General features: G+C 41.5%; 10 protein-coding genes. 5 read left to right on the top strand and 5 right to left on the bottom strand.

What is annotated here, in order from left to right:
* Window positions 1–474: 474 nt before the first annotated feature.
* From QYC40_RS17050 to QYC40_RS17030, 5 genes are read left to right on the top strand one after another with little or no spacing between them, the layout of a single operon-like run.
* Window positions 475–1,941 carry an ATP-binding protein gene (locus QYC40_RS17050; protein WP_301991416.1) on the top strand — a complete coding sequence of 489 codons (1,467 nt, stop codon included), beginning with the start codon at window positions 475–477 and terminating at the stop codon, window positions 1,939–1,941.
* Between the two features lie 3 nt (window positions 1,942–1,944).
* A complete protein-coding gene (locus QYC40_RS17045) occupies window positions 1,945–5,523 on the top strand; it encodes a response regulator (RefSeq protein ID WP_301991415.1) in 3,579 nt (1,192 codons plus the stop codon).
* A gap of 13 nt (window positions 5,524–5,536) precedes the next feature.
* Window positions 5,537–5,914, top strand: coding sequence for a response regulator (locus QYC40_RS17040; protein ID WP_301991413.1), 378 nt, complete (start codon window positions 5,537–5,539; stop codon window positions 5,912–5,914).
* Window positions 5,907–6,716, top strand: coding sequence for a protein-glutamate O-methyltransferase CheR (locus QYC40_RS17035; RefSeq protein ID WP_301991411.1), 810 nt, complete (start codon window positions 5,907–5,909; stop codon window positions 6,714–6,716). The genes QYC40_RS17040 and QYC40_RS17035 overlap by 8 nt, the downstream gene beginning before the upstream one ends.
* Before the next feature lie 37 nt (window positions 6,717–6,753).
* Window positions 6,754–7,119: a response regulator gene (locus QYC40_RS17030; protein WP_301991410.1), complete on the top strand. Its 366-nt coding sequence runs from the start codon at window positions 6,754–6,756 to the stop codon at window positions 7,117–7,119.
* Window positions 7,120–7,821: 702 nt separating this feature from the next.
* Here the strand turns inward: QYC40_RS17030 and QYC40_RS17025 are convergent.
* The 5 genes from QYC40_RS17025 to QYC40_RS17005 all read right to left on the bottom strand — a co-directional run bounded on the left by QYC40_RS17025 (window position 7,822) and on the right by QYC40_RS17005 (window position 17,640).
* On the bottom strand, window positions 7,822–10,410 hold the full coding sequence (locus QYC40_RS17025; protein WP_301991408.1) for a hypothetical protein: 2,589 nt from the start codon (window positions 10,408–10,410) through the stop codon (window positions 7,822–7,824).
* 170 nt (window positions 10,411–10,580) lie between these two features.
* Window positions 10,581–11,279, bottom strand: coding sequence for a DUF4998 domain-containing protein (locus QYC40_RS17020; RefSeq protein ID WP_301991407.1), 699 nt, complete (start codon window positions 11,277–11,279; stop codon window positions 10,581–10,583).
* A gap of 25 nt (window positions 11,280–11,304) precedes the next feature.
* Complete coding sequence (locus QYC40_RS17015; protein WP_301991406.1) at window positions 11,305–12,501, bottom strand: DUF5000 domain-containing lipoprotein; 1,197 nt, start codon at window positions 12,499–12,501, stop codon at window positions 11,305–11,307.
* A 12-nt stretch (window positions 12,502–12,513) separates the two neighbouring features.
* Window positions 12,514–14,397: a RagB/SusD family nutrient uptake outer membrane protein gene (locus QYC40_RS17010; RefSeq protein WP_301991405.1), complete on the bottom strand. Its 1,884-nt coding sequence runs from the start codon at window positions 14,395–14,397 to the stop codon at window positions 12,514–12,516.
* An 18-nt stretch (window positions 14,398–14,415) separates the two neighbouring features.
* Window positions 14,416–17,640, bottom strand: coding sequence for a TonB-dependent receptor (locus tag QYC40_RS17005; RefSeq protein ID WP_301991403.1), 3,225 nt, complete (start codon window positions 17,638–17,640; stop codon window positions 14,416–14,418).
* Window positions 17,641–17,816: the final 176 nt, after the last annotated feature.

The raw sequence follows: 17,816 nt of genomic DNA, 5'->3' as shown, positions 1-17,816 counted from the left end.
AATATTAAATGTTTTTAAACATTATTACGCTTATGTGTGCGGTTTTCCCTCAATTGATGATGTGTTTACTGCTCGATTACACTTAACCAAGCTATGCCAGAAATTGCCCTAAAGAAATAGCTTTAGTCTACCACCTAAAACGCATCCAACAGACTGGAGCGGAGCTTTCCTATTATTGTATCGATACGAGTAAATCCCAATCGCCAGCTAGAATAGCATTCAATAGTCTACCAAAAAAAAATTAGAAGCCAACATTAAGCGTCTATAAATTTTACACCAAAACCTCTTAAGACAAGATTTTGCCCAAAATAGCTGACAAACTGATTGCGATATTCCCTAACTACCTTTTTCTTCAAGCGACTTTAAGGGAAAATCTTATAGCTTTTTATGATTTTTTTAATAATTTAGTCCGTTCATCTACTGAGCAACAATGGATACTCGTTCTACCTGATGTTCTTACATAATATTTATTAAATGATTCTAATCGTTGACGACAAGCAGGAAAATATATATTCGCTTGAAAAAACGTTGCAATTAAAGGGATTTCGGACTGACTCCGCCAATTCGGGTGAAGACGCCTTGAAAAAATGTTTAAAAACAGACTATGCATTAATAATTCTCGATGTTCAAATGCCGGGGATGGATGGCTATGAAGTCGCAGAAACCTTATCTGGAACTAAGAAGACCAAAGATATTCCCATCATTTTTCTTTCTGCCGTGAATCGCGAAAAAAAATATATTACCAAGGGTTACGAGTCTGGGGGTATCGATTATATCACAAAACCTGTCGATCCAGATATCCTCTTGTTAAAAGTAAAGACGTTCTATCGCCTATACGAACAAACATTCGCATTACAACAGATGAAAACGTATTTGGAAAGTGAGGTTCAGCAACGTCAAAAGGCGCAAAGTGAACTCGCAGAGAAGCTGCAAGAGCTAAATGTCACGCTAGAAGCGCTCCCGCAGATAGCATTCACTACCGACGGCTTAGGAAACGTTGATTTTGTGAACCAGCAGTGGTATCGATATGCTCCTTCTAAAGATAATTGGCCAGAATTACATCCCGATGATGCCGACGTTTTTGAAATTTGGAAATTGCAGCTAGAAGATCGACAGCCCCTACAGAAAGAAGTTCGCTTAAAGGAAAATAATACAGAAAATTATCGATATCATTTAGTGAAGATCGCCCCTGTCACTAAAGATTTAAAAACTATTCGCTGGGTAGGTACCATGACGGACATCGATGAACGTAAACAGTTGGAGAAAAAGAAAGATGACTTTCTGAGCGTCGCAAGTCATGAGCTAAAGACGCCCTTGACTAGTATTAAAGCGTTTGCAGAAATAGCTTTGCGCGCAATGAAAGAGATCAGTAATCATAAGGCCTACGGTTATCTTGCCAAAGTTCACGATCAGGCGCAAAAGCTAAACCTGCTTGTGCAAGATTTATTGGATATTTCCCGTTTAGAAACGGGCGGATTGAAAATTAATATACAACCCGTCGATTTGGAAAAAATCATTCAACATGTAATTGATACAACGGTGATGACCAATCATCATCGGAAGTTGCAAATTCTCCGAACGGGTACACGGCTAAACAAACCTATCTATGTCGATTCTTTACGTATTGAACAAGTATTAATCAATTATCTTTCGAATGCAGTGAAATACGCCCCTAATTCGGATGTAGTCATTGTTGACACCCAAATAGATGATCAAGTTCTGACTGTAAAAATTCAAGATGAAGGGATGGGGATACCACCCCATAAAATTCCGTTTGTATTCGATAAATTCTTTCGTGTGCAGGAGGCATCAGTTCAGTTTCAGGGGTTAGGACTGGGCCTACATATTTGCAAGGAAATTATAGCGCAACATGGAGGCTTGTGTGGCGTAGAGAGCCAAGTTGGCCAAGGCTCAACATTTTATTTCACATTACCAGTTTAATAAATGCAGCAAAATATACTTCGGAATCTACAGTTGGGGTTTGGATTTTCCATGACTGTCTTATTGATCGCTTCTGGCATCCTGTTTTTATCGACTCAAGACCAGCGTGAAAACAAAGAGCTGATGGATCAAGCGCAACATAATATCACTAACGCACAGTTAATACTTATCGATCTACAAAATGCTGAAACCGGACAGCGTGGATTTCTTCTTACCGGACGTGATAAATTCCTGGAACCCTACCGCGATAGTCGTAGCTCATTACCTCAACGAATTGATGCGCTTATGAAAGGAGATTTAACTTCCGATCAGTACGCTCGCGCTCAAAAGCTCACCACGCTTGCCACAGAAAGGATAGAGGTTCTGGATGAGTTAATCGAACAGCGCCGCAATTTGTTGGAGTTATCCCCAGATCTTTTAGATCGTGGTAAATCCATCATGGACTCTTGCCGCTCGTTGATTAAGTCGATCCGACAGCAGGAAGAAAATCGAGTCTCCAAACGTTCAGAAGAATTAGAAAGTTCTGCCTTGACCACCTCCGTTTTAATTGCTATCGCCTCACTAATATCGGTGATTATAACTTCAGTGTTGTTTTGGAAGTTGCGTACGGATTATAAGCGTCGTGGAGCACTTCAAGAGGAACTTATCGCTAAAGATAATGAAATGAGTCGAAGGCTGAATCTCATACGTGGGATCGCCCAAGAGATCACAAAAGGGAATTATGATATCTCCATTGATGATAGCCAAAAAGACGATCTAGGGACGATTGCTAAAAGTCTCCGTATAATGACTAATTCTCTTCAGCAAACCTTTGAGCAGCTCCATTGGAACGACTGGCGAAAGAATGGGCTTGCCGAACTCAATGCCGGTTTGATGGGTAATCCCAATTTGTTAGATATTGGCCGATTTAGTCTGAATTTCTTAGTTGACTTTCTAAAACTTGACAATGGTGCCATTTACGTAGTGGAAAGAGACTTATTTAAGCTCAAGCATACAGTAGGGTTGAAGGCGCTTCCTCAAGACGAAAGGTCTATCCATGTTGGATTATTAGCCGAAGTGTATACCAATAAGATCCCTCGGGTAATTAGTGATATGCTGCCCGATGAATTTAATCTGTCCTTTGCTCAAGGAGAGTTACAAGTGAAGCAAATCGTATTGATGCCCATTATCTATCAGCAACATTGTATAGGGGCTATAGAGGTTGGAGCACGTAATACAATGCCCCAAGATACCATCGAGGTGATGGGCGATTTTTGCGAAATTATAGGGGCAGCAATTGCCGCTGCGCAAAGTCGAGGACGCGTTCAGCAGCTTTTAGAGGAAACCCAGACCCAAACAGAAGAGCTTCAAGTTCAACATGCGGAGCTAGAGAGTCTTAACACTGAACTAGAGGCACAGGCAAGCAAACTGCGCGTGTCAGAGGAGGAATTACGATCGCAACAAGAAGAACTTTTACTGTCCAATAAAGAATTGGAAAAGAGATCGCAAATTCTCGAGGATAGAAATCAGATGATCGCGATCCGAAATAGAGAAATTCAGGAGAAAGCTGAGGCTCTTGCTTTGAGTACAAAATATAAATCTGAATTCCTTGCTAACATGTCACATGAACTCAGAACACCACTGAATTCCATCCTGTTACTTTCAAAAGTTTTGACCGAAAATAACGAAGGAAATCTCAATAGCGAGCAGGTAGAATCTGCCCAGGTAATCTGGTCCTCAGGCACAGGTTTATTGACGCTAATTGATGAAATTCTTGACCTCTCCAAAATCGAGTCTGGAAAGATGTCTCTGGAGGTGGAGCAGTTTTTTCTAAGTGAATTAATAGGTGATCTCACTCAGATGTTCAAGCCATTGACCAAAGAGAAAGGGATTAATTTTTGTGTGGAATCTACGCTGCCGGAAAATTTTCGCATGAAAAGTGACCGTCTTAGGTTAGAACAAATTTTACGTAATTTGCTTTCCAATGCTATCAAGTTTACGGCCCAGGGATCAATAACGTTGAGGGTAAATCACTCAAGCTCAGATGGTGAGGCTGTGATGTTTAGCGTACAGGACACAGGAATAGGAATATCATCCGAAAAACAACAGCTAATCTTCGAAGCATTCCAACAAGCTGATGGATCTACACGCCGACGTTTTGGTGGTACGGGGCTTGGGCTCTCTATTAGCCGCGAAATTGCAAGATTGTTGTCGGGAGAAATACGTGTGGAAAGTGAGCTTGGACAGGGGAGTTGCTTCACTTTAGTTCTCCCCCTAGAGCATGCCAAAGCAGAAGAAAATGTTCTTGTTAATCAAGACAGCCCACGCGAAACGTTAAACCCGGAATCGACCGTTATTAAACACCCTAAAACTTCTAACCTCCCAGAAGAAATTCCTGATGATCGAGATACAATAGACCAAGGGGATAAAGTAATACTGATCGTAGAAGATGATGTGGTATTTGCAAAAGCACTCAGGGATTATGCTCGAAAAGCAGGGTATAAAACCATCGTTGTAGGACGTGGGGATTTAGTATTGTATGCAGCCCTGCAGTATAAGCCTAAGGCGATTCTGTTAGATATTGTTCTTCCTATTATGGACGGTTGGCAGATATTAGATGAGCTAAAATCCAACGTAGAAACGCGCCATATTCCCGTACATATGATGTCCGCAGAACAGGCAAGGAAAAATGAAAGCATCCGCCGTGGGGCAATTGATTTCATTCGCAAGCCGTTCCAAAAGCAAGGATTTCAAAGTATTTTCTCAAGAATAGAGGAAGCTTTGAATAACGGCTCGAAAAAGGTACTCATTGTTGAAGAGAATCCAAAGCACGCTGCCGCTCTTTCCTCGTATTTAGAAAGTTTCGAGATTTCTACTGAAGTAAAGAGTTCCGTGGAACAAAGTGTTGAAGCCTTAACTAAGGGAAAGGTGGATTGTGTTATCTTAGATATGGGAATTCCTGATGAAGTTGCCTATGAGACCTTGGAAACCATAAAAAGCAACAGCGGCTTAGAGGACTTACCTATCATCATATTTACAGGCAAAAGCCTGTCAGGTCGGGAGGAAATGCGCATTAAAGAGTATGCTGATTCCATTGTAGTGAAGACGGTTCATTCTTACCAACGAATTCTCGACGAGGTTAGCTTGTTCTTACATTTGGTAGATAAGAAGGGGCAAGCGGTGCGCGAAGACGTACGGAAAGAAAATAGAAACTTAACTGATGCATTACAAAATCGCAAGGTTTTGGTCGCCGATGATGACATTCGAAATATATTCTCGTTGTCTCGAGCGTTGGAAAAATATAATGTGGAAGTATTTTCGGCAATGGATGGACAGGAAGCCTGTCAGGTGTTGGAACAAAATCCGACAATCGACATTGTGCTTATGGATATCATGATGCCCAATATGGATGGTTTTCAAGCCATTCAAAAAATTCGTGCTCGGGATCACTTCAAAAATTTACCGATTATTGCCGTTACCGCTAAAGCGATGACTGGTGATCGAGATAAATGCATGAAAGCTGGAGCCTCCGACTATATTTCCAAGCCTGTAGATATAGATCAATTAGTGTCTTTACTGAGAGTTTGGTTATTTGAACGTTAATCCCCTAAAGCAGATGAATATTTTAATTATTGACGATGATCTGCGAAATATATTCGCGTTGAAAACGGCCTTGAAATCACGAGGTCTGAAAGCAGAAGGTTGTATTTCTGCAAAAGAGGGATTAGATTATCTAGAGAAGGAAAAGGGGGTTGATATCGTGCTTCTGGATATGATGATGCCGGAATTCGATGGGTTTGAACTCCTTGAATTTGTTCATCAATCGCCACGAAAAGATTATCCACCCATTATAGCGGTGACGGCTAAAGCGATGATGGGTGATCGGGAACGATGTATTTTGGCGGGAGCTGACGGCTATGTCGCCAAACCGGTAGATATTGATAAGCTGTTAACGGAAATTAATAGAATACTTTTAGCAGGAAGTGATGATTGATAGAAATGAAATGGATTCGTTTTTCCAGGTTCTTTTGAATCAATTCGGATATGACTTTACAGAGTATAATCGAAGTTCATTGGAACGCAGGCTGAAAAGAATATTATTGATTTGGAAAAGCCCTGATCTGGATGATTTATTTCAAAAGATAATGCGAGATACCTCTTTACTTGTACCTTTTGTTCAGCAGCTCACTGTTCCTTTTACAACAATGTTTCGCGACCCGGATTTTTTCTTATCTATGCGGCAGCAGATAATTCCTTATTTAAGCACTTTCCCCTTAATCCGAATTTGGATTGCAGGATGCTCAACAGGAGAGGAGGCATATACGACTGCGGTACTTCTAAAAGAGTGTGGTTTACTGCAACGATCGCTGATTTATGCAACGGATATCAATGGATCTGTAGTGGAACGAGCTTCCAAAGGCATCTTTCCAATGGAAAACATGCATGAGTATGTACATAACTACGCTTTGTCTGGCGGGAACAATGGCCTATCAGCTCATTATTCTGCAAATCATGGAGTTATTCAATTTAGCGATGAACTGAGGTCACGTATGGTGTTTTCAACCCATAATTTGGTTTCAGACGCTTCCTTCAACAGCTTTCAACTTATTTTATGCCGCAATGTACTTATTTATTTTAATCGTACGCTACAAAACCGTGTGATTAGACTTTTTTACGAAAGTTTAGAGAACTCGGGTTTTCTGGGATTGGGGCCAAAAGAGACCTTGGTGTTTTCTACACTAGAAAGTCGTTTTCAGCGCATAGGGCAACAAAAAATTTGGAAAAAACTCACTTAATTATTTACTTAAAAATCATAAATAATTCCACGGCTAAATGACACAAAAAAAAATACTTATTTTTGACGATGACCCCTTTGTGCTGGAAATTTTTTCCATCGTATTGGAGGATTTGGGTTATACGATAAATCAATCATCGACCTCACATGATGTTCTTGAGAAAGTAGCTACCTACCAGCCAGATTTGATTTTGATGGACAATTGGATACCGGAAATAGGTGGGATAGCAGCCACACAGCTCCTCAAGACACATCCGAAATTTTCTAATATACCGGTCGTTCTTGTCTCAGCTAACAGTGAGATCGAAACTTTAGCAAAGCGTGCTCTTGCCGATGCTTTTCTTCCCAAACCGTTCGATCTTGATAAGCTGGAACAACTAATTGCTGATCTATTAAAAGGTTAAGAATTAAATGCGTAAGCTGGGAGTAGAAACGGCAGGATAGGCTTTTATCTTTTCTTGTACAAAATCCTCAACGAGGGAAGTGATAGATGGCCTTTAAGCAAGGTAATTAGCGAGGGGAAAGGCTTTTTATATTTAGAGTTCTCCATGATGGAGTGAGGCATTTTGAATTATTTTTATCGTGGGGATTTCCGAGGCGGTTATGAACTTCCGCACTTTGCTGCGTTTTAAGAGGAATTTCAGCGGCCCTAGGGGGCATGGTAGGCGGAGAATTGTTCAGAAATGATTCCCCAACTAATTTTGAATATCCCATTCTTCTTACCAACCAGCAAACATGATAATAGGTGCTAAACATTTACGACAGCAGCGAAAGGTACTTTTGCGATTCTCAGTGCTAAAGATCCCAACACATCATCAGTTATTACTTACATGAAATTGAAGCTAACTTGCCGATGCTGAACTTAAAGAGAAGTGTACTTATGATGAATTAAATTTCTCTGTCTGCCTCGATGATCGCTATGTCGATTTAAAGAAAAGGGTTCCTTAATAAGTAATTAAAATCTTCGGAGGCTGCTGTGGTTGACAGTACAGCGCTCTTTGGGGATCCAGAAAGGATATTCATGCAATAATTGAAATTAATAGTAACCATAAATAATCTGGAAATCTCGTGCAGCATTTTGTAGAACTGCTACACGAGATTTTTCTCTACTTCATTTCAACACTATACGCTCCCGCCCGATCCAGCTCAAAGTATGCAGTTCTTTCCTTCGCACTAACCTCTTTCTCAGCCATCACTCTCTTACCACGACGCAATACCCATTTTCCGGGTTTCAAGCCAGTTAAAATAGCCTTGCTGTTCTTCCGATTATTTTTAAACCCGAATTTTTCGTTGATCTCTTTTGCGGAACTGGCTACCACTAAGTCATCTCCAATATATATCAAATCAACATTTCCGCTCTTTTCTTGCGAAAGAACCAGCGGAGAGCTGTTTCCCTCGCATACCTGGAATACCGTAAGATAATGATTCGTATTTTCCTTGGATTGATGAGAAACCAGTGTTCGATGACCCTTTCCCTCTGCTAATGGTGTTTCAGGAACTTCTAACTGTTTTCCGAAAACATTTGTCGTCATAGAGTCCGAAAGCACGTTAACATCATAACCGCTAGAAGGGCTTAAGATAGAAACATGCGTTTTCCCCACACGTCCATTTAGCGAATTGTGTAAGATAAATCCATTAGCAGTAAGCTCTGGTTTATTAAGCGACGCGATCTGCCAATATTTATCGATAGCTGGAGTCTTGGTCTCCATCTGATCGGTTAATACAATCACCGCAGGAATATCTTTCCGGCCAGTATTAATAAAACAAAACTGCCGCGTGTAATTCAGCATTTTTTCCGAATAGGCACTGCTTAAGTCCGCGGCAAAATAACTGAAATACGGTTGCTTTGGATCGGGACCTACAGCAGTCGTCATTACCTTTCCATTGTGGAACCAAGGATCGCTTTCAACTTCTTTTTGAGAGCGTGGCGCACGCTGGTTGAAGCGAGTACCGCCATCATTTACTTCACTACGGTAATACTTTTCATTTGGGTCGACAGCAAGCATCACGCTGTGGGAAACCGAGCGCTTGTTGAATCCCATATCATAGGGAGTTCCGTAGAATCGATAGAGTCCGATATCACCAAATTGAAAGCCTCTGTAATATAATTGAATGGCGCCAGCGTCCGCGTGCTGATGGTTCCCGAAATGATAACCACCACCTTTGATTTCTGCCACCACATCGTCGCTATCAGGACCGATATTCCAACCGGTCCTTGCTACCATGGATCCTAAAATTGGGCCAAAGTCCTTTGTAAGAGCTAAACTATTCAAGCTAGGTTCGGCTTTCAAAGTTGGGTCGTTCAGCAATAGAAACATCGTCGGGTTATTAAGCTGGCCATGCCGAAGGAATTCTCCCTTCACAATAGGATCTCGCCCGTAAGTGGACATTAAAAACATCACTTGTGGCGATTTCCAATAGAAAGGCTCACCAGCTTTCCCTGATGCAAAACCATCTCCATCTCGTAACATCTCGCCTGCAGGAGAACGCATATACATAAAATAGGAAGGCATCGAAGTGATATTATCATCAAAGACCTTCTGTCCCGACATTCGATAATACAACCATGCCGCATGCATTTCCCAAGCAAAACGATAAGCCGCATAACCAATACCTTGGTTGTGACGTGGTGATTGATACTCAAAACGGCGCATCGGTACCAAATCTGCTAATATTTGATAGGATACATATTGATAGGGTACAGGATCTTCGTCATAAATTGCAATGCTCATTGCTAAGAAGTCACGGTTGACCATTGCTTCGTTTCCGTGGCCATTTAGTATATTGGTACGAAAGGGAGGCCAGCCGATTTCCATATCCATCGAGAGGCGCATAAAATCCTTAACCAAATTTTCCTTCTCCTCTTTAGATAGAAGATCATATGTCCAGTCGTACACCAAAGCTGCTGTATAAATTGCACGGCCCAGCTCCCGCGTGATGTCCAAAATATTACCGAACTCCACATGAGAAAGATACGCCTTTGTTAGGTCAATCGCCTCCCGACCTATCTTTCTGTCACCAGACATTAAATAATAGAACGCTTTTAGCTCCATCGCCTTCTCCAGATCAACATTATAAGACATCTCTTCATTGGGGTCGAATACAAGCGGGAATGGCTTTAATGCATCATCCTTAAGTTTGTTCCAAATAGGCGCATGTTCTGGATCCAACAGATTCTTTTTGACCATTGGTAGTGTTTCCTGATTTACCCAAAGCCGTGGCCGGCTGCTGGGCGGCTTTACGGATGGTTTATAAGAAGCTGCAGCCGTCGGGACTTTAGGAGCGACATATTTTTGAATCTGTACGTATTCAAATCGCACTCCTCGAGGTAACCAGATTTTGACATCCTGCTCGCCGGCAGGAAGGTCAAAGATGCCCGTATGTTGGACAGGTCGGTCCCAAGGAACATAGACCACTCGTTTGGTCCCTCGTTTGTCGCCAAATTGTATCCGCATAAACAAGGACTCGAACTTCGATTTCGCTTTTTTCATCAGTTGAGCCCCCTCCGAATCGGTCACCGCATTTGTGTAAATCGTATAGTGGCCGGCAGTAGGAATGCGAATGCGGAAGGCTATATCCGATTCCTCTCGTTCAGAATTTATGGCCTGGGCAATACCTGCTTTCAAGGTGATTCCGGACTTAGTCGTTAACCTAGAATCGGTAATTCGTTCGCTGCTTTTCTCGTTAATGCGCATTGCATCGCTATTGATTTTGATGGCCTCGGTCGCCGGAATGATTGTTATTTTTTTTTGCTGACCTAGAGCGATGTTTAGGCAAAAAATCGATAAAAGAAATAGAAACAAAGGAGGTTTACATCGTCGGTTCTTTTGCTGTAGAATCATAGTGTTGGTTTATTAGTGTTGATTTAATTGGTTTTGACTTCTGCAAAATCTACATAAAACGTATCTATCGCCAATGAGTCTGGCAAAAAGCCAGAACGAAATTCAAAGTTGCCTTTCAATGGAAATTGTGCTAAAGTCGTGGTATCCTTAAAATTCTTGTTCAGGATCAGCCTCTGATTATTTGTCATATCCAAATACTTAATCTCAGTTACACTCAATCCTGCCGGTTGATTGACATTCCAAATGATTTTCAGATCATCAGATTTTCTAAGAACTTTCGAAATGGTAGCATTCAGTAAAGATTTTTCATAGAGGGTTCCATAAACGCGTCCGGAGATTTCTGCTTTAACAGAGCTATTTCCTGAATCGTCATAGGTAAATATTTGAAAGGTCTGATTGCCCTCTAGAAGGTTGTTAATAATGACACGTACGGTGTCAACATCATCTGACTTGCTAATAGTGTTTTCTAAAGAATCTCGACGTTGGTTCCAATATATCTTATACTTCTTAACTTTGGGATCCGATAAAAGTAACCAAGAGAGTTCAACTCTGTTTCTTCCTGATTTTAATTTTAGCGAGTCCGCTTTTGCAACGTATATTTTTTCTCCGCCCTCTAAAAATTGAACATAAGTATCATCCATGCGACCACAAGACCCAGCTGTTAAAACGACAGCGAACAAGATGGTAAATAGTATAAAGGGAGAATTAATTTGCTTTTTCATACACTTTGTTTTTTTAAGTTCATAACTATTGATCCATTGGCTGGCCATATAAATCTAGCTGAGTAAGCATCAAGTTTTGTGCACCAGTCCAAGAACGGATCGTTTTGAACCGGATGTATCGATATGCTTCGGTTTCTGGGGGGAAGTTGTAGTTCTCACCAGCCAAAGCATAGGCGCTATCTTCAGGAGTGCGCTCACCTACCGGGCTGCCCGAAGGCTTTATAGACTCACAATGAATTAGCAGGGTCCAGCCGTCAAATGAGCCGTCTGGATTTGGATTATTTGACCCCCAAACTTCATAGGTTCGAGGTGTTCCATAGTTATATGCATAGGTCGGACGTTCCGTAGGTGCTTGGAAAACAACCATTCGACTAAATTTAGATTTTTTGCCTAAATCAATTGTGAACCAATTCGGCATAGACGCACCGGCAGTAGCTTGATAATATAACTTGGAAAGACGAACATAATCCCCGTCCCATATATTGCTAATAGGTCCCCAACTTGCCTGCACCGTATAAGTGTCACTAGGTAGTGGATAAGCTTTCCACAACTTTTTCTCCAACATTTCTTCATACAGCGGAGTGATATTCGTCTTTAAAGTGTCCGAATGATTTCCCCATTCATCACGGAAGAAAAAAGCAAAATCGGTCGGATTCGGAAGTAATCCTCGAACGGAATAGTCACGAAACTTCGCTGAGGTGAAGAGGCGATCGTACTGTACCCAGTTTCCTTCTTCATCTTTATAAAGGGTATAAAAAACAATGCCCTTTTCCTTCTCGTTGCTAAACTTAGCATTTAGTCCTCCAAAATCTCGATTAACAACCAACGTTTTAAAGACTTCGTCGATTGGAGGATTTAATGGATTAATTGTGAATTCGGCAGGACTTGAACGAACTTCAGCTTTATTAACACTATACAGTTTAATTTGATAAGGATTGATATCGCCAAATCCTTCAAGCTCAATGTAATTCTTATAAACTGACGATTTAATCTCACGTTCCTCGCCCTTCCCAGTATTATAAACAGCAACAACATATAATATACTTGGATCGTTGGGTATTGAATAAGTTACTTTTGCCCCGCCGTTTATATTCTCAATTTTCGTTACGGTCGGTTGCCCGGGCGTTGAAGAGACTTCTTCTAAAGGGCTATGAATCATTTCTTGGCAAGCTGCTAATACCATGATAACAGCAATTGCGATATATGTGGTTATTCTTTTCATGATTTTATCATTTTACCATCCTGGACTTTGAACTAAGTTTTTGTTGACAATTAAGTCGTATTCGCGAATCGGCCAGAAATAATCTTTCAGGGCGAACGATTGACGAAATATGGTTTTTTCACGATAGTAATCTTCCGCTCGTGCCTGATCCATATCCCAACCGCTAATGACATCATTATAAACTTCAATGGCGGTTTTCCAACGACGGACATCCCAAAATCGCTGCCCTTCTAAGCAGAATTCAATATTACGCTCCTGCTGGATAATCTCTCTAAGCCCTTGTTGAGTGTTGAACTTTGTTGGATTTCTCGAATAGGTTGTCCACGATTCCTTGACACCGGCTAAACCTGCTCGCTTGCGTACGAGGTCTAAATAGATGAAGCTTTCATCATTTGGACCCTGCAACTCATTTAATGCTTCTGCGTATAACATGTAGAGGTCTGTTAATCGAAGCATAGTCCAAGGGTAGTCCACCGATGTATAAGTATTAGCAGTCGTCGATAAAACATTCGTATAGTAGATATATTTTTTAGGATAATATCCGGTTACGGTATGGTTTAGATTTCCTCTTTTTCCACCGCTTTGTCCAAGTTTTAATTCTAGCCAATATGCGTTTTCCTGATCAAAGTTACCTTGGCCAAACCAAACTCCTCCATCGAAGCCAAGCGTCGAATAAAACCTTGATTCTCTGTCAAAATTGTATTCCGCTGTCGTATATCCTTTCCGAATAAAAAAGCGATCTTTATCAACGGCCTTTCGCAAAGAAAACCGATTGTCATATGGCCAGCTGATATCCTCATCGATGGGTATACCATGTTCGCTGTAAAATAAATCGGCAATTCGCATCGGAACTGCAAAATGTCCTTCCACTGCGCCATTGCCTATGGCTGCGGCAGGCAAACTTTTAGGCATGGCATTGACTTGCAAATCGCGCGCATTATTCTTCGTATGTGCCCAAATGATTTCTGAGTTCCAACGTTCTACAAACGAATTCCGCGTATTCATTTGTGTCTTCAAAGAATCCGATAAATTTCTCGCAATATTGGTTTCCTCAAAATAATACAATTCCATTCCCAATGAATGGCACTTATCAATTGCTTCTTTACACGCAGCTACGGCTTTCGCCCATTTTTCAGGACTCGCAGATTGGCTAAACAGTAGCGTACCGTCTTTATTTGAATAACCAGAGTAATCTGGGTTTCCATTAAATAGGGGACTTGCTGCATAGACCAATATTTTTGCTTTCATACCCATCGCAATAGGCAATGTGATTCTTCCTAATTCCGAATTCTCGTCGTCAACAAGATCTGGCAAGTCTAGGCAAGCTTCATCAATTAACTCGACAATATAATTGAACACCTCGTCGACAGGTTGGCGCGAAACGCGAACTTCCTCTTCGGATGCAGAAATTGGGATGTTTTCCTTCATAATTGGAATCGGCCCATACATTCGCAAAAGGAAAAAATGATAATAGGCCTTTAAGAACTTTACTTCGGCCGCCCATTTCCTTTTCTCAAAATCTTCTACATCCTTGACGTTCATGATGTTTTCTAAGAAAATATTACATTCCCGTATGGCACGCCAAAGAGGGTAGGTGTCATTCCAAAAGTTTAGATAGGGATTAGTGACGTTTTGATTTCCTCTTGCAATATGCCATGGGTTTGAAGAGATACTCTCGCGCACCCACCACAGCTCGTCACCTCCAAAGAGTGCAGGACTTGTGTTTCTATTTCCAAGCTGTGGGAGGTAGGAATAACAGGTAAATAAATAGCGTTCAGTAGTCGCGCGTAATCGAAATGCATATTCGATCGTGGCTATATTATCCGGAACGATATCCAAGTATTTGTTACAGGAAGTCGCCAGAAATAGTATGAGGAGAAATATGTATTTTTTCATAATTACAGATTTAATAGGTTAAAAGGATAGGTTGATTCCAAAATTGACAACTCTTTGCAAGGGGTAGCCAAGACCGTTTCCGCCCATTTCGATATCCCATAATTTGAAACCACTTATTAAAAACAGGTTCGTACCACTTGCGTAAATTCTTAACTTATCCGTATAAAGTCTTTTTGCCAAGCGATCTGGTAACGAATAACCAATCTCTGCTTGTTTTAACCGTACGAATGCGCCATTATTTAGCCACCATGTGCTTAACTGCGTATTATTGGCTTGATTTTGTGTGCTTAAGCGTGGCCATAGCGCATATAGATCTTGATTCTCCATAGAGAAATGACTATCTGAAAACGCTTTTAGGATTTGTTTTCCGCCAACAAAAGGTTGGACATTGGCTGGTCCGGTAACTCCATCTACGACCCCGCCAGTCCAAAAGGACGAACGTGCAGAACCTTGGAAGAATGCCGAAATATCAAAGTTTTTATAGCCAACAGAGAATCCGCCTCCATAAATAATCTCTGGAATAGTAGGGAATCCGATTGGAACCTGATCCAATGTGGTTATTAAACCATCGCCATTGACATCTTTATATTTGATATCACCGGCAACATTGGTGGAGCCAAATTGTTGACTCGGTGAATTCGCCACTTCACTGTCATCAACGAATAGGCGTTCAGCAATATATCCCCAAGGCTGATGAATCGAATATCCTAAGCGCGACTTCCACCATTCTTTTTCATAAATAGGCTCTTCATAAGCTAAGTATTTGCTTTTTGCATAAGTGAAGTTCCCTCGAAGTTGCATCCAAAAACCGTTTGAAAAGTTTTCTGAATAGTCGACTGACATATCCATTCCCTGTCCGGAGGCACGACCGACATTCGCGCGAACAGCAGCCGACAGACCCATCGTTGTGGGAATTGCCGAGCGGTTCATCAATATATCTTTTCTTTCTTCTTTGAAGAAGTCCGCTTGAATATTAACCTTATTAAATAGACCTAATTCTAGAGCCAGATTTGTCTTATAGGACGTTTCCCAAGTAATGTCGGGATTTGAATAACGTGTTACATTGATTCCAGGTTGAGTAGTACCATATTCTCTTCCAAAAGTAAATCCTTTGGAGGCATCATTCATTACCACGTTGGATAAATAAAAGAAACGATCTGTAGCCGAGCCGATAGCGTCATTTCCTACTAATCCGTAAGTACCGCGTAGGCGAAGATTGTTAATTTTGCCTTTTAAAGGTTCCCAAAATTTCTCGTTGGAAATGCTCCAAGCCAATCCAAATGAAGGGAAAAATCCGTATCGATGGCTTTCGTGAAAGCGTTCTGAGCCGTTATAACCGAAGTTCACTTCGGCATAGTAGCGATTATCATAAGAATAAGTTGTACGGCCTGATAATCCAAAATTTCTTGAGGGTAAGGAAAGCTGTAGACTTCCTGCAACGGCGTTGGTGCTAGAACGGAGGATATTTACCAATAAAGCACTAATACTATGTTTCTCATTGAACGTTCGCGAGTAATCAATTGCATTCTCCATGTAAAAAACGGAGTTTTGAGCACGAAGCTCGTTGTCAAGACCGAAACTTAAAAATTCCTCCCCTGAGTTTTCATTCGTTATAGAAACCACATAATCTAAAGTTCGACGATCGTAATAGGCTAATTCGTAGAAGAAAGGTTTATATGCGCGTTCGATATCGTATCGGGAGATTCTGTTGGTATTGAACATGGAGCGAAAGCGCAACCCTTCCGTTAAAAACGATAAGTTCTGCTTTATCTCCATCTGCGCCATCATCAGCGAACGATCGTAATCTTTGTAGCCTTTAACCATGTCGGCATACGGATTTAAGAATGCGCGTTCTCGCAAGCCGCCAAACATGATGTGTTCGATATGGCTATGTAAATCATCCACTGGATAGAAAGGGACGAAATCTACAGGATTTGCGCGAACGACTTTGTTATACATGGCACCACCACCTTCAATCGGACCTGTATAATTATCAAAGTTTCCATTAAGGCGGACAATTAATTCTGTGCTTTTTGTCAGATCGATGTTGACATTGGCGCGTAGGGTGTAGCTCTTTAAATCGACGTTGTTATTGAAGTTGTTTTTACCGTCAACACGTAGCATACCGTTATCTTGCGCAAACGATCCGGCAACATAGTAACGAGCAACTTTTCCGCCACCCGTCACGTTCAAGTTGTATCGATGATTAAACGTTTGATCTTTAAAGAGAGCAGAACGCCAATCAACCGCTGGAAATATAATGGGGTGTAAACCCTCACGTGTCGATTCGATTTTTTCTTGTGTATAGAGGGGTTCGGCGAAAGGGTCACGTGAAACCAAAGCATTGTTATAAAGTTCCATGTATGTAACTGGATCGGCTAATTCAACATTACTTGTTGGAGCAGATACAGATCCTTCTGCGCGCAAAGAAATGTTAGCTTTTCCCTCCTTACCCTGCTTTGTTGTTACGAATATTACACCGTTGGCTCCGCGAGCGCCATATAAAGCGGTGGAAGTCGCATCTTTCATGATCGAAAAGCTCTCGATATCATCGGGACGTAGTCGCGCAAGTTCCGTAACACTTAATTCAACTCCATCAATTAAAATCAAAGGATCCACTTTCCCCGTACCAAAGGATGTCACCCCGCGAATAAAGAAATCAGCATTATCCATCCCCGGTTCACCACTTCTTTGAAAGGCAATGATACCTGCGGCTTGTCCTGCCAGAGCCGTGGTCAAATTACTACTGGGAACCCGTAGGTTGTTAGGCTTAATTTGTGTTACAGAGCCCACCATATCCGTCTTTTTCTGCGTTCCAAAGGCAACGACTACGACCTCCTCCAATGCTTCAGGATCTTCAACAAGCACAATATCGATGCTTTTTTGATTCTCGAGAGTGACTTCCTGCGTCAAGTATCCGGTAAAACTGAACACTAAAACACTGCCCTTCTCTAAATTGGGAAACATAAAATGCCCGTTGCGATCGGTCTGTGTTCCCACAGAAGTGCCGCGGATTGTTACGGTCGCTCCTTCAATGGGCTTTCCATCTTTGTCCTTCACAATACCCTGTGCTGTTTGTAGGCTAATCAAACGACTGCTGGAGTGGGCGTAAAGGGTGCTCGGAGGGATTCCCAGAAATACTAAAGGAAATGATAGCAGGACAAGCCGCTGTCGTGTTGCGATTTTTAATGTTCTAAATCCTCGGTAGAAATGGGATTTAGCGCATGCTGGTTTGTTGCTCATAATTTGTATAAATTGGTTATTAATATTTTCCGGTTACGTAACCGAAGTGTTTTTGAAGTTGATTCTGTTCAGGGAAATCCCGTCAACCTATTCCCGAGAGTGGATTAACAGCTCGTATATCTGGAGCGTCACACGCAAGACAGCGTACCAACGTCTATAGAAAATTTATCAACTTG

Source organism: Sphingobacterium sp. BN32 (assembly GCF_030503615.1).
Classification (GTDB): Bacteria; Bacteroidota; Bacteroidia; order Sphingobacteriales; family Sphingobacteriaceae; genus Sphingobacterium.
The sequence above is the reverse complement of the archived record's forward strand: the minus strand, read 5'-3'. Positions and strand labels throughout refer to the sequence as shown.